Annotated in this window: 18 protein-coding genes; 2 read left to right on the top strand and 16 right to left on the bottom strand. The window is 42.7% G+C overall.

Annotated elements, in window-relative coordinates; genetic code table 11:
- Positions 1 to 53 precede the first annotated feature (53 nt).
- Together BT127_RS13425 and BT127_RS13430 are read left to right on the top strand one after the other, a co-directional pair.
- On the top strand, positions 54 to 1,517 hold the full coding sequence (locus tag BT127_RS13425; protein ID WP_075425490.1) for a sensor histidine kinase: 1,464 nt from the start codon (positions 54 to 56) through the stop codon (positions 1,515 to 1,517).
- Between the two features lie 12 nt (positions 1,518 to 1,529).
- On the top strand, positions 1,530 to 2,951 hold the full coding sequence (locus BT127_RS13430) for a S1C family serine protease (protein WP_075425491.1): 1,422 nt from the start codon (positions 1,530 to 1,532) through the stop codon (positions 2,949 to 2,951).
- On the opposite strand, the gene BT127_RS13435 is transcribed toward BT127_RS13430, so the two are convergent.
- From BT127_RS13435 to BT127_RS13490, 16 genes are all read right to left on the bottom strand, one after another.
- Positions 2,945 to 3,346 carry a TIGR04086 family membrane protein gene (locus tag BT127_RS13435; RefSeq protein ID WP_075425492.1) on the bottom strand — a complete coding sequence of 134 codons (402 nt, stop codon included), beginning with the start codon at positions 3,344 to 3,346 and terminating at the stop codon, positions 2,945 to 2,947. The genes BT127_RS13430 and BT127_RS13435 overlap by 7 nt on opposite strands.
- A gap of 100 nt (positions 3,347 to 3,446) precedes the next feature.
- Positions 3,447 to 3,653, bottom strand: a complete 207-nt coding sequence (locus tag BT127_RS13440) for a helix-turn-helix domain-containing protein (RefSeq protein ID WP_075425493.1) — start codon at positions 3,651 to 3,653, stop codon at positions 3,447 to 3,449.
- An 11-nt stretch (positions 3,654 to 3,664) separates the two neighbouring features.
- A complete protein-coding gene (locus tag BT127_RS13445; protein ID WP_075425494.1) occupies positions 3,665 to 4,123 on the bottom strand; it encodes a hypothetical protein in 459 nt (152 codons plus the stop codon).
- A gap of 344 nt (positions 4,124 to 4,467) precedes the next feature.
- Positions 4,468 to 6,339, bottom strand: a complete 1,872-nt coding sequence (locus BT127_RS13450; protein ID WP_075425495.1) for a beta-barrel domain-containing protein — start codon at positions 6,337 to 6,339, stop codon at positions 4,468 to 4,470.
- A gap of 1 nt (position 6,340) precedes the next feature.
- Entirely contained in the window at positions 6,341 to 8,635 is a 2,295-nt protein-coding gene (locus BT127_RS13455; protein ID WP_082335050.1) for a peptidase domain-containing ABC transporter, read from the bottom strand.
- A 186-nt stretch (positions 8,636 to 8,821) separates the two neighbouring features.
- Positions 8,822 to 9,004, bottom strand: a complete 183-nt coding sequence (locus BT127_RS13460; protein ID WP_075425496.1) for a hypothetical protein — start codon at positions 9,002 to 9,004, stop codon at positions 8,822 to 8,824.
- Positions 9,005 to 9,021: 17 nt separating this feature from the next.
- Positions 9,022 to 9,192 (bottom strand): hypothetical protein, encoded by a 171-nt coding sequence (locus BT127_RS16920; RefSeq protein ID WP_175541971.1) that lies wholly within the window; start codon positions 9,190 to 9,192, stop codon positions 9,022 to 9,024.
- Positions 9,193 to 9,294: 102 nt separating this feature from the next.
- A complete protein-coding gene (locus BT127_RS16925) occupies positions 9,295 to 9,447 on the bottom strand; it encodes a hypothetical protein (RefSeq protein ID WP_175541972.1) in 153 nt (50 codons plus the stop codon).
- A 21-nt stretch (positions 9,448 to 9,468) separates the two neighbouring features.
- The gene (locus BT127_RS13465; protein WP_075425497.1) at positions 9,469 to 9,663 is read right to left on the bottom strand and encodes a Blp family class II bacteriocin; all 195 of its coding nucleotides are present in this window, start codon (positions 9,661 to 9,663) and stop codon (positions 9,469 to 9,471) included.
- A gap of 102 nt (positions 9,664 to 9,765) precedes the next feature.
- Complete coding sequence (locus BT127_RS16930) at positions 9,766 to 9,912, bottom strand: hypothetical protein (RefSeq protein WP_175541973.1); 147 nt, start codon at positions 9,910 to 9,912, stop codon at positions 9,766 to 9,768.
- A 187-nt stretch (positions 9,913 to 10,099) separates the two neighbouring features.
- Complete coding sequence (locus BT127_RS13470) at positions 10,100 to 10,282, bottom strand: hypothetical protein (RefSeq protein ID WP_075425498.1); 183 nt, start codon at positions 10,280 to 10,282, stop codon at positions 10,100 to 10,102.
- 22 nt (positions 10,283 to 10,304) lie between these two features.
- The gene (locus BT127_RS16935) at positions 10,305 to 10,457 is read right to left on the bottom strand and encodes a hypothetical protein (protein ID WP_175541974.1); all 153 of its coding nucleotides are present in this window, start codon (positions 10,455 to 10,457) and stop codon (positions 10,305 to 10,307) included.
- Between the two features lie 263 nt (positions 10,458 to 10,720).
- Positions 10,721 to 10,900, bottom strand: coding sequence for a hypothetical protein (locus BT127_RS13475; protein ID WP_075425499.1), 180 nt, complete (start codon positions 10,898 to 10,900; stop codon positions 10,721 to 10,723).
- A gap of 322 nt (positions 10,901 to 11,222) precedes the next feature.
- Positions 11,223 to 11,450, bottom strand: coding sequence for a hypothetical protein (locus BT127_RS13480; RefSeq protein WP_075425500.1), 228 nt, complete (start codon positions 11,448 to 11,450; stop codon positions 11,223 to 11,225).
- Between the two features lie 3 nt (positions 11,451 to 11,453).
- Positions 11,454 to 11,927 (bottom strand): GyrI-like domain-containing protein, encoded by a 474-nt coding sequence (locus tag BT127_RS13485; protein WP_075425501.1) that lies wholly within the window; start codon positions 11,925 to 11,927, stop codon positions 11,454 to 11,456.
- A 715-nt stretch (positions 11,928 to 12,642) separates the two neighbouring features.
- Complete coding sequence (locus BT127_RS13490) at positions 12,643 to 13,917, bottom strand: sensor histidine kinase (RefSeq protein ID WP_082335051.1); 1,275 nt, start codon at positions 13,915 to 13,917, stop codon at positions 12,643 to 12,645.

Genomic DNA, 13,917 nt, shown 5'->3' on the forward strand with positions numbered 1-13,917 from the left:
CGTTTTTTCTCAAAGCGGATCTTTAGAAATGCCCTTATATGAGGTGATATACCATGAACAGCAAAAACAGCTCATATTACCTGCTTTTCCGCTATGCCCTGATAATAGCCGTGATAATGCTTCTCATCACTGGTTTTGTCATGGTAACGATATCCTCTGCGTTCTATAAACGCTCAAAGCTGAATGAACTCCGCTCGGTAGGCGATCTGTTCATGAGCTGTGTAAAGGAAGAATACAATTCTACGGGAAGCGCAGACAACGATATAGTAAGAAGAATGCACATGGCCTTCTCGGAACAGTACGATCTAAGCATCTATCTCTACGACTCCGAGGGTACCTGCATCATTTCTCCCGACAACGCAGAAAACGGACAGAAACTGCCGGACAATATGAAGGAAACTATCGATAAAGATGACGAGATACTCGAACTCAACAGTACGAACTACTCCAGCAGCGGTCCGCAGACTGTATACGGAGCGGTCACATTTCTTAAATCCGGTGTACTGTCCCCCGTTAAATGCTACACGGTCATCTACGGAGATCCAAAGGACATCAATACCTTTACTGCCGAGATAACTCTGTTTTACGCAGTTTTCGCAATCATCGGCATCTACATCACTTACCTGCTCCTTAAGCGAAGGATAAAGAAGTATATCAGCTACGAGACCAATTTCCTCAGAATAACCGAACAGTACGCCAAGGGAGACTTCTCCGAGAAGATACATTCCGAACTTCCCGGCGATATGAAGGACATTGCCGACAGAGTAAACGCTCTTGCCGCAAACGTTGCAAAAAGCGACGAGACAAGCAAGACCTTCATCGCAAACGTATCCCACGAGCTGAGAACTCCTATGACTACTATCGGCGGTTTCGTCGACGGTATCCTCGACGGCACTATCAAGAAGACCAAGCAGAACGAGTACCTTATACTCGTATCAAAAGAGATAAAGCGACTCAGGATACTCATAAGCTCAATGCTCAATATGACACGTTTTGAATCGGGTACCATGTCCCCTAACTTCGTAAACACAAACATAACCGATCTCGTTATACAGACTGTCTTCATGTTCGAGAAGAAGATAGACGACAAGCACCTTGAAGTTGAAGGACTCGGAAGCGGCAGAATGAATGCCGTAGTCGATCCCGACCTCATGCAGCAGGTCATCTACAACCTCGTCGAGAACGCTGTAAAGTTCGTGAACGAAGGAGGAACTCTCTCCTTCCGCTTTGAACAGAACGACGGACTGAATATCATAGGTATCAAGAATACGGGCGAAGGTCTTCAGAACTCAGAGATACAGCAGGTATTCGACCGCTTCTACAAGACCGATTCAAGCCGCGGCAAGGACACTACGGGACTCGGTCTCGGACTTTCTATCTCACGCAAGATAGTTCACCTTCATAACGGTCATATAGTTGTTAAGAGCGTTTACGGTGAATATACAGAATTCCAGATACAGATTCCTTATGATCCTCGTGTTCCGGAAAAGACCAAAAACGGAAAAACCGCAAAATAGAAAGGATAACATATGAACGATCGCGACGAACTTTTTACCGTCACACACAATCCTTCTGCGGATGAACCGCCGCAGAAAAGCTACATTCCAAAGCATGAAAAGCCTGCCGAAGAGAAATCAGCTCCGCAGGAAGACAAGATAAAAGAGGTAAGAGTGCCTGTATATGACGCCTTTATGTACGAACCTATAGGCTTCGACGATGCAGACAAGAGAAACGCTGAAAAAATGCGTGAGGCACAGCTTGCCGCCGAACACAAGAGCCGCATCAGACGTGAGCGCTCCATTGTATTCCTGTTCATTTTCCTGCTGCTTGTGACCGTCGGACTTGCAGTATACGGCATCATTTCCGATATCCTCAACGCAGACAAGGCGCTGAGAAGAACAGGTGCGGACAGAGCAGTAGTACTCTATCGCGAGCAAAAGCCCGAAGGTGCAAACGACCTATCCAATTTCAAGGACGAGGACGGCAGATACACTATCGAAGGTGCTGCCGCTGCCGTAAAGCCGTCAATAGTCGAGATATACGCCTACGATTCGGCTGCACGTAAAACTCCTACAGGTACAGGCTCGGGAATAGTTATCTCCGAGGACGGCTTCATCATAACAAATGCACACGTACTCGAACCCGACGGCTTCCACGATGTACATACAATGGACGGCGAAGTCTACACCGCAAAAGTCATCGGAAGCGACAAAAAGACCGATATCGCAGTTATCAAGGTAAACCGCGGCGAGTTCACTCCAGCAGTGCTCGGCGATTCGGACGAAACAATAGTCGGCGAACAGGTTATCGCAATAGGCAATCCCGCAGGTCTTTCAAGTACAGTTACCGACGGTATCGTATCAGCCGTTAACCGTAAGATAAAGAGCGACGCCACAGGCTTTGAAATGGACTGCATACAGACCAACGCAGATATAAGTCCCGGAAACTCAGGCGGTGCGCTTGTAAACATGTACGGACAGGTAATAGGAATAACCTCCTCAAAGTACGTAAGCTCAAGCTATGAGGGACTCGGCTTCGCTATCACAATAAACGAAGCTTCACCAATAATAGAGGAACTCATCAAAAACGGCTATGTAAGCGGTCGATTCAGAATAGGTATCAGAGTCATCGATACAGCTACCGAGGCAAAACGTGCCGATATCAATGAAAGGATCGGCTTCGAGATACCAGAGGACTTTGAAGGTATTTACGTAGACTCGATCAGCGATGATGCCGATATAGCGAAGTCCAAACTGAAAGCAGGCGACTTCATCACAAAGATAAACGATATAGCAGTTAAAACCTACGATGAGATGTACGATACCATAAGCGCTTCATACGGTCCCGGAGACACGGTACCTGCCACGATCGCACACATCGATAAGGACGGCAATATAAGCTACTACAACATAAAGTTCAAGCTCATGGAAGACACTTCTGGCAATTACTGATCCCTAAGTCCTCTCGGACGCTTTGAATTGACTCCGCATACTCCTCCTGCTGCACCGAAAAGGCACAGCAGAAGGAGTTTTTTTATGCTCATAGCAGAACCGTTCACAGCAAAAGCTGCCGCAGAGAGGAAAGCATACATAACTGCACCGCAGAGGATGCCGCCGATAAGTCCGCCCTTGCGCCTGAACTTTCCATATACGAAAGAACCCACAAAAGAACCTGCGGCAAGCGAAATGACCGAAAAGGCATCCATGAACATGAGCGAATCCATAAGAAAGCATACAAGCGCAGAAAACAGCAGAAGCAGTAAAAGACTGCAAAGTATCCCTGCAGCAGAAGATACTGCCGCCGCCGCAGTACCATCCGACCACAGACTCTTTCTCCGATGTGCCATAAGTACACCTCCCCCGTATCATCATCAATGGATAATATGCAGCCTGTGCCCGATATATGACAAAAAGGAACGCTTCTCTGTGAAAGCGTTCCTTTGCATCCTATTCCCTTGTATATTCAAACAAGTCTCCGGGCTGACATTCAAGAGCTTCGCATATAGCGTTCATGGTCTCGAAACGTATACCCTTCATTTTGCCTGTTTTTAGGTTCGAGAGGTTGACATTAGACATCCCTACTCTCTCGGCAAGCTCATTAAGAGACATCTTACGGTCCGCCATCATCTTATCAAGTCTGATTATTATAGCCATACCGCACCGCCTTACGCAATGAGGTCATTATCTTCCTGAAGGCTCAGTCCGTAAACGAACACCTCGGAGATTATACCTATGATGACACCAATGAAAATAATGAGCATATTTTTCGCATCGAATGTAAAAGTGACCATTTCTGTCTGAGCGTCAGCGCCTATTTCGGTATAGCTCGGCATAAGACCGCCGATAAAAAGTATAACAGCCATGATACGGAGCTTTGTGATTATCTTTTTTGAAAACGGCTTTCCTGTTTTCCTGATCTCAAGCAGAATAAGACTTAACAGTCCCAGTTCGGCAAATATGATGAAATTATATACCGCATTGGTGATGAAGGGCTTGCCTTCGCCGTTCAGAAAGCACACAAACTGCCATACGGAAGCTGCCAGTGCAGCGACGCATATAACGCAGGAAATAACAGTATCGGCAAAGGTTCTTTTTTTCAGTTTATAAGATATAGTATTACTCATAACAGCATCTCCTTTTTTAAAGTTTGACTTTAATTTTTTAAAGTTTTCTATCAGCTGATATCTGTATTATAGCACTGTTTTTAAAGCGTGTCAATAAGAATTTAAAGCCTCACTTTAAATATCGTCGTATTCACCAAGTGAAGTAAACTATTTGCACTCCCGAACCGACATATATGACAAAAACTCCCGCAGCTGTTGCCGCAGGAGTTTTTGCTGTATCTTAATGAAATATTGTAGAAATCGTTCATTGTGTCTTTCATTTTTTAATATTGAAAGCTTTATTTTTCAGGCAGATCAGCAGCTTTTCTTTTTTTTGCGCTGCTGATCATGCCGGAATTACCTTATCAGTCTTTAAGATTCATCTTTTCAAGAAGCCATACGATAGTCTTCTTTGAACCGCTTATTACCTTACCCTGAACGAGCATACCGTTCTTTATTTCACGAACCTCGCCCTTGCCGTTTTCAAGTGACATTGCTGAGAGGTCTGCCTGTGCAACATAGTACTTCATGCCTGTGTTCTGGTTTGAGATAGAATCAGCTGATACAGACTTGATCTCGCCTGTAACCTTGCCGTACTCTGTGTAAGGGATAGAATCAAACATGTATTCGGTCTTCTGACCAACTTCAAGCTTTGAAACTTCATTTTCGGGGATATAAAGTGTGACCTTAAGTGAATCTGTATCAGGAACGAGTGTACAAAGTGTCTCGCCTGCCTGAACGATATCGCCTGTGTGTCTCTCATCAAGAAGAGTAACTGTGCCGTCCATAGAAGCTCTTATCTCAGAGTTCTTGATAGTCTCGTTAACTTCTGTAAGCTGTGCTTCAACTGATGAAATGTTTTCCTTGATGCTGTCGATCTCTGCGTTAAGTGAAACGATAGCCTCATTCTTGAGCTTGTCGCCTGAGAGCTTCTCGTATTCCTTAAGATCATCAGCGCCCTTTATTGCGAGTTCAAGGCTCTTCTTGTTAGCTTCGAGAGTCTTTATCTCTTCTTCAAGCTGAACGATAGCTGCATTGATCTTTGAGATGTATCCGTTCTTTACTGAATCAGCGTCCAGAAGAGCACTTTCGTAAGCGATCCTTGCGCTGTCCACGTCGGACTGTGAAACTGCTGTAGACTGTGCTGAATAAGTATTGTAGAGTTCCTCATAAGCGCTCATCTTGTTCTCGTAGTCTGCGCTGAGTGAAGTTATATCGGAGATGTAGCTGTTGTATACTGACTGTGCAGCCTGGTTTGAAGAGCTGAAATCAAGTCCCTGCTCAATTGCAGTCTTAAGCTCGTTGTAGCTGTCAAGAGCTGAATGGTCAGCGTTTGCATCGTTAGCTATCTGATTTGTAAGAAGTATGATCTGTGTACGGATGTCGGAGAGGTAAGAGCTGCGGCATGAAGAAACTGCTGCTGCTGCTGTGTCTGCATCAGACTTTGCTGATTCAAGCTGGAATGCTGTAACAGTATCCTGTGAACCGAGCTTGCCCTCAGCAGCCTCGTAAGCTGTTCTGTACTGCTCTGCAAGCTTTGCTGCCTTGTCATAGCTTGTCTTATAATCTGAATAATCTGCGCCTGCAAGTGAGCTGCTGCCTGTATAAGCTGTATCGTTCCTTACTGCGCCGAGAAGGTCTCTGTAAGCTGCAAGCTGATCCTTCTTTGTCTTTATGCTGTCCTCTGTTGTCTTAAGAGTGTTTGTCTTTTCCTCTGATGTAAGGCTGTTGTTGAGCTGTGAACGCTCTATCTCCTGTGAAGAAAGGAGAACGCCGTTCTTATACTGCTCGTATCTGTAGTAATACTTTGAATCCTCGTCGCTTTTTGAGAAGAGATTCTTGTTCTCTTCAACAGACTGCTTAAGGAGCTTTGTGTTATCGAGTTCGCTCTCATAATTTTCAAGCTTGCCCTCGAGTATCGATTTCTGCTCGTCTGCGTAATCGGAATCCAGTGTGAAGAGCACATCGCCCTCCTTTACAGACTGTCCTTCCTCTACGTTTATGGAGCTGAGCTTGCAGCCTGAGGCAGACATTACGCTGCCTGCTGCACTTGCTGTTCTTACCTCACCTGTAACACGGCTGTATTCATCAACTTCAGAGAAGAATGAGAAACCCAGTGCAGCGATGAAAACTGCAAGAACTATATATATGAACCAGCGGATTCCGGGAGCTTCCTTGCTCTCCATAACTTCGCGGCTGTCTGAAATATCCTTAAGATCAAGAACTATGCCTTTCATATTAATCCTCCTGAATGCCTGTATTTACGAGAAACGGATATTGGGGGCAAAACACTGTGGTCTCATGACTCTCCACATCCGCTGCCTGAGCCTCCTGCTCATCTGAAGCAGGTATTGCAACTGCCTCGCTGATATTTGTGATATTCTCGGGGAGCTGATCCTTCCAGAGCTTGTAGTATCTGCCCTTCTGCTCGATAAGCTCATCGTGAGTACCCTGCTCGATGAAGTGGCCCTGCTCCATAACGAATATCTTGTCGCATCGCATGATAGTACTGAGTCTGTGTGCGATGATGATAGTTGTGATGTTTCTTGAAAGATTGTTGATAGTCTTTTCGATAGCCTTTTCTGTGATCGAGTCAAGGTTACTTGTAGCCTCGTCCATGATGAGGATATCAGGCTTCTTGAGGAGTGCTCTTGCAATTGCAAGACGCTGCTTCTGACCGCCTGAGAGGTTAGCACCGTTCTCTTCGAGCATTGTGTCGTATCTGAGAGGGAGCTTGTTGATGAACTCGTCAGCCTTGCTGAGCTTGCATGCCTCGATGATCTCTTCCATAGTAGCATCCTCGTTGCCAAGCTCGAGGTTCTCGCGGATAGTACCGCTGAAAAGGAATATATCCTGTGATATATAAGCTATCTTATTTCTGAGTGATTCAAGGTTGATGTCCTTGAGGTTATAGTCGCCGATGTAGATCTCACCCTTCTCCCATGGATAGAAGTTCATGAGGAGCTTTGAGAGTGTTGTCTTACCTGAACCGCTCTCACCTACGAGGGCGATCCTTTCGCCTGCGCCGATAGTCATGTTGATGTTTTCAAGTACGAGCTTTCTTGTGCCGTATCTGAAGTCTACGTTCTCGAAGCGGATAGGATAGTTGAGAGACTCGGGATTGAGCTTTCTCTGATCGTCCGAATCCTTTTCAAGTTCAAGATCGAGAATCTCAGCAAGACGCTCAGCTGCAACGATAGCAGTCTGCATTGTCGGCTGAAGGTTTATGAGGTTCTTGACAGGATCAAGGAAGTATGCAAGAAGTGCATTGAATGTGATGAGGTTACCGAGTGTTATGTCGCCCTTAAGTACGCTTGCAACACCTACCCAAAGGATAACTGTTGTTCCGATAGTTGATACAACACCTGTAAGTGTTGACTGTGCATTTATTACCATTCCGCCCTTGAATACGCTCTTAAGGAGCTTGACGAAGAGCTTGTCTGTCTTTGCCTGAGCCTTATCCTCAGCGTGGAATGCCTTAACTGTCTCAATACCGTTGAGTGACTCAACGAGGTAAGAAGTAAGCTGTGAGTTGTCTTCCATCTGCTTTTCATTGAATTCCTTTACAGGCTTGTTGAAAGCAAATACGATGACCGCATAAATTGCGACGAGTACAACTGCTATAGCGAAAAGTGTGTGGTTCTGAGTGTAAAGTACAAATCCGCCGACCAGAGCCATAAGTGTATCGATCATGATCGAAAGAGTTGCACTTGAAATAGCATCTCTTATCTTAGAAGCATCCATGAATCTTGAAACGATCTCACCAACTCTTCTTGTGCCGAAGAAGTTCATGGGAAGTCCGAGTACATGTTGGTAATAACCGAGTATAAGCGGTATATCAAGCTTCTGACTGAGGTGGATCATAAGGTGCGTTCTGAAGGCTTCCAGCAGCGCCTTGAACAAATATAGGACCACAACTCCTATGGATATCGTCACAAGACTCTTTTTCAACGAATTCGGGACTATGTCATCCATGATAAACGTGAAGTAGAACGACGCCAGTATTCCGAATGCCGTAATGAGAAGCGACGAAAGGAAGATGTTTATAAGAAGTCTCTTCTGTGGGAACATCAGACTGAAGAACCTTGAAAGAACTCCCTTATTCTTGTTGCCCTTCTCAAACTTTGTTGTTGGCACGAGAAGTATCAGAACTCCTGTCCACTGCTTGAAGAATTCCTCAGGCTTATACTTTACGATTCCCTTTCCGGGATCCGCTACGATGACCTGATCCTTTGTTATCTTGTGAATAACTACATAGTGGAGAAGACTTCCGTCTACAACTACGTGAGCTATTGCAGGAAGAGGAAACTCAGAGAAGAATGCATTCTGATCACCCTTAACTCCCTTAGCGCTGAATCCAAGTTCTTCAGCTGCCTTTATCATACCGTAAGCATTTGTTCCCTGCTTATCGGTTCCGGCTACCTCTCTTATCTTAGAGATTGAAAGGTTGAGTCCGTACTGCTTCGAGATGGTTGCCAGACAAGCAGCTCCGCAGTCTGTAATATCATGTTGTTTTACGCAATAGTATTTCATTAAGATCACTTCCTGAATCAATTTTTTTGTTGTGTGATTTACTGTAATCATAATATACCATATCTTATCTGGGTATTCAATAATTTTCCGGTTAACGGTCAGTGAAACCGATTTTTCGGTTGAGGAAATAAAAAAGCGCCCGATCGGACGCTTTTTTCATTAGTATATACTTGAAAACAACTTAACTTATCTGCCTATTTTAAATAAGAGAGCTGTATCTATACGCTTTCCAAGCAGATATGTATCAAGGTAATAATATATTGTTGAACCCTGTGTTACAGTGCGTGTCTTGAATTCTAAAATAGCTCCGCCATTGAGTTCAAGAGCTTCCTGAGCATCAAGCTCTGCAAAATACTTGTTAGTGTTCATGAGCATTACTCCTTTTATCAGTGATAAACGATAGGACCGGGCATAGGCATACTCTTTACAACTTTATAAATAGCATAGCCAACAGCAATAGCTGTGTTAACTACCTTGATTGCAGTCTTTATGTTAGCTCCGCCGTCGATGTTTGTCATTTCATCTACTGTAAGAGCAGTAAACTTAGTATTGTTCATTATGCTTTTCCTCCATTTTTATATTTTTGTTTTTCTTTTTCATCAGGACAGACTTCGCCGTCCCGACTTTTTTAGTTCATTATGTTTTTCTGTGTTTTTATCTTATGCAAGTATTATAAGAGGCCAATATATACCCTTTGATGGCTTTGAGCTACCGCCGGATGGCTTTTTTGGATAAAACGGAAAAAGAATCATTCCGCCTTCAAGATTGAACATCTCTTCTGCTGTAAGAGCAATAAACTGTGTATTGTTCATTATGCTTTTCCTCCTATTAGATTAGTGGTTGTAAACCACATAAGTTGTAAAACCAACTACAGCACCACAAACTACGCCAGCAGGATTACAGGTAAGAGCACCAATGCCTGCACCTATGCCTGCTGCTGCAGCTGCACGGCGCCAATTAATCTTTCCACCTTCGATAAGGTTCATTTCCTCTGTCGAAAGTTCTGTAAAATTCTTATTTGTGTTCATTATATTTTTCCTCCATTTTTATATTTTTGTTTTTCTTTTTCAGCGGGACAGACTTCGCCGTCCCGACATTTTAGTTCATTATGTTTTTCTTTATTTCTTTGATCAGAAGCAGCCGTACGGCTTTTTAGGATTTATAACAATATCAACAGCAGTTTTGATTATGATCTTTGCTATATCCCAATAAATGTTTCCGCCGTCGATGTTTGTCATTTCTTCTGCTGTAAGAGCAGTAAACTGTGTATTGTTCATTATGCTTTTCCTCCTTTTTATTATTTTTGTTTTTCTTTTTCAGCGGGACAGACTTTGCCGTCCCGACATTTTTAGTTCATTATGTTTTTCTTTATTTTCATCGGGACAGACTTCGCCGTACCGATAATTTGCTTTTTTTAGTTTATTCTATTTTTCTCTATTTCCATCTTGGCAACAGAGCCGGGAATTACCAGCGACTTCCGCCACCTGAATGTGAATGCGAACCGCTTGAAGTATGAGATCTGCCGCTTGATGTATACGATGTCCTGCTTGGGAATAATATCATCCACAGCCTGCGATAATCGATCGTTCCACCATCGATCTCAACGATCTCATCTGCTGTAAGAGCAGTAAACTTTGAATCGCTCATTATTCTTTCCTCCTTTATAAAATTAAAATAAAAGCATCTGGATAAGCTTAAGAGTTATCCAGTATTCCTCAGGCGGCACTAAAATGACAGTCTCATCATTACCGACTGATCCTCCGGAAGATTCAATAGCTTCGTTCTCAGAGAGCTCCGCAAAATTATTTTCGACATTTTTCATAATTCATTCTCCTTATATTGTATAAGACGGCCGATCATCTACGAAAGTCCCTGTGATCACTTGCGACGATACTTAAGAATCATCTGAACAATCGCATTGCTCAGTTGTGTCTGCTTAACGACATTGCTATTGATACCGCCATTGATCTTTCTAAGATCAGCCTTAGTAAGTTCAGTGAAACACTTTTTCATTTCTGCCTCCTGTAATAGATAGATTTATACCTTACTGCACCGCAAGATGCAGGACCAGTATACTTTTACCGATCAGAACCTTGTTCTGTATCTGAAACCGTTAACACGGCTGAATCCGCATGGCTGCGGAGGGTCAAATCTTACAGGTGGTATCTTGGGAAGACCTATCTTAACGATAGATGTACCGCCTGATACTGAAGCTGTCTCTTCGGGAGAGAGCGCTGTGAAAAAGCTGTTCATTACATTTTCCATTTTTTAATCCTCCATTCAAGCGGTCGGCTGCTGTATTTCAGCAGGATCGCCGTTAAGAAAATACTGTTTTCCTGCTACGCAGGAGATCAATGGGTATATCCCATTAACAACGGCACACTGCAAAAAGATATGCAGTTGTTAACGAGGTATAAAAATGCACAGCATTAAAGCCTATTTTCATATATGTAAAATAGGATATAGTTTTATAAAATTACGCCTGAAGGTGCCGGTTCATATATGACCGATACGGCAGCAGAGAGGATCAGACTCTCAGCCGACGCTCGCTGCGCCGCATCGGATCGATACACAGACCATTCAGACATCAGTTCACGCTATTTTTCATCTGTAAGAACTGGAATACTGCTGCCGCAATAAGAGCAGCCACATTTATTGCGATCAGGATCTTGCGTTTAACTCCTGTTTCAGCCTTTACCGTCATGTACATACTCATTCCCGAGAAAATATAGGTAAAGAAGGGAACGAAAAACGCAGCCGCCGCACCTGCTATCATCAGGACTACAGACGAGATTTTTATGGTCTTATTATCCATGTATCAGAGAACGCTCCTTGTTACTCCAACATACATATCAACGATAAGTCCGTCAGCATCGCTTGGACCTGTAGGCTCCTTGATAGTTACATTGTAGCCGGGTGTTATAGGAGTAAGTCCGTTGTTCCTGACATAACCCATAAGCTCATTTACGCTGTTCTGAAGCATTGCAGGATTACCCTCGTGTCTGATCTTTACAGCATCGCAAAGACGGAATAAGGGCTTGAACTTGTAGCCGGAAGGAAGACTTATCTCTCTGTCAACAGGTACAAGTATCTCAACGTCCATTACAGGCTGTCCGCCTTCCATCTCAACCGCAAAAGTTGCAGATACGTTAGGACCTGTCTTTGAAGCACCTTTTTCCTGTATGATAGTATTTATTTCGTTCATGATAACGCTAAGCTGCTGCTGAGTAACCTTTCCGCGATAGCTTATAACATTAGTCATTTCATATGTGTTGTTTTCTGTGATATTCATAACTATTTCTCCAATCAAAAATTACTTAAAAAAGAACCCGAATAATCCGCCTATGCAAACAGTAGGCTGATTTAAGGTACTGATAACAAGTTTAAACATGATAATTCCTCATTTCTATAATAATTATTGATAATATTGGCTGTTTAGTCAGTTAAACAAAATTCGTCTTTCAATATCAGCGATTCATAAAGAATATTGCTAAAATTCCGATCGAATCTATTAACGGTAACAATGCTAATCTGTTCATCTTAAATTTCTCCTTTATAAATGCTTTCAAATAATAATCAGTTTTTAAAACCAACGAGAAAAAATCGCAAATATGCCTTGACAATCACTTAAAGTTCCACCGCATAAAGCTGCACCAACAGCGCCTATAGTTGCTATAGTTGTACTAAACATAATAATTCTCCTTTATAAATGCTTTCAAATATTAATCAGTTTTTAAAACCAACGAGAAAAAATCGCAAATATGCCTTGACATCCCTGTGTAACTGCACCGCATGCAGCTGTAGCACAAACACCTAAAGTTGCTATAGTTGTACTAAACATAATAATTTCTCCTTTATTACATCATTTCCATCATTGTCAAAACCGAATCGGCTTGACCTTATGTGTAAGTTATACCATAGGCCAAGCCGATTTTCAATAATTTTCCGGTTTTCGGTAGGTGAAACCGATTTTTCGGTTAAACGGTAGATGAAACCGATTTTTCGGTTCACATTTCGACAACGTTCGGAAGGACCACATCGACAGTAAAATCGCTGTCAGTATAGCTATATTCAACGCTTCCGCCATTTACGGCAACGCATTCTTTTACATTCATAGTACCAAGTCCGTGGTTCTTTTTATCGGGCTTGGAAGTTATAAGCTTGCTGTCTTTGGTCCTGATAGGTGCAGAGATGTTATTCTTGATCGTCATGACAAGACTGTTTGCGACTGATTTTATAGTTACAGCAACATTTTTTTCCTTCTCACAGCCTGATGCCGCACAGAATGCATTATCAAGCAGATTAGAGAATATAATACATACATCCATGTTTGATATTTTAAGGTCTTCGGGCACAAGGCCTTTCCAGTCAAGTTCCACCCCATCGTACTTGCCTGCAATATCATTAACAATAGCATTAACGAGACTGTTTCCCGTTGAATATTTGGTTTTTAATTTGCCCATTTTATTATCGATGCCGTTAATATACTGTTCCGCTTCATCATATTTTCCTTCATCGATAAGCGTTTTGATACAGAACATGTGATTGTTGATATCATGTCTGAATTTTCTTGTATCGCTCTCTCTTTCAAGAAGACTTTCATAGTATTCCTTCTGAGCAGTCATTATCTTCTCATTCATTCTGGTAGTATTCTGGTAATACTTCTTTGAAGCATTATTATAAACAAAAAATCCGCAAAGAGTAAGCACCAGAAGGCTTATCACAAACAACGATATCGAGCTGTGTCCGCTTTTATAATTATAGGCTGATATAGAAAGCAGCGAAACAATAGAACCTACAAACAGCATTGCTATGTAAAAAGAATTTGAATTCTTTAAATCCGGTTTTTCGGATGTTTTCAAATTGACTTTTCTGAGTATCATAGCAATTGCAAAGAATATTATAAAAGAAATTGACATTATAACGATCTGGTATAGTTCGCCGGTCGCAAGCTCCGCATAAGGAATGCCTGTTATACTTCTTGCCGCAAAGAACAACGACTCATCAACCATTGAAATAATGAAAAATACCGCCGCAGTAAAGATCAGTTTCTTTTTGCCTTCTACAGCCAAAGAGCAAATAACTATAGTAAGCATACCAAGAATGAAATTAAACAGATCCACATTTTCGGGAGACAAATACGAAGCCACAAGATACCCTATCGCTGACGCCGCTCCCAAAACGATCGGTTTCCATGAGCGCACAAACTTATAGTTCAGCGCTGCGGTTATGATCAGGATAATCCTGATGCAATCTCCCATCGTAAACAATATCCTTAACAT

The sequence above is a fragment of the Ruminococcus sp. XPD3002 genome (assembly GCA_900119535.1).
In the GTDB taxonomy this organism is placed as follows: Bacteria; Bacillota; Clostridia; order Oscillospirales; family Ruminococcaceae; genus Ruminococcus; species Ruminococcus flavefaciens_H.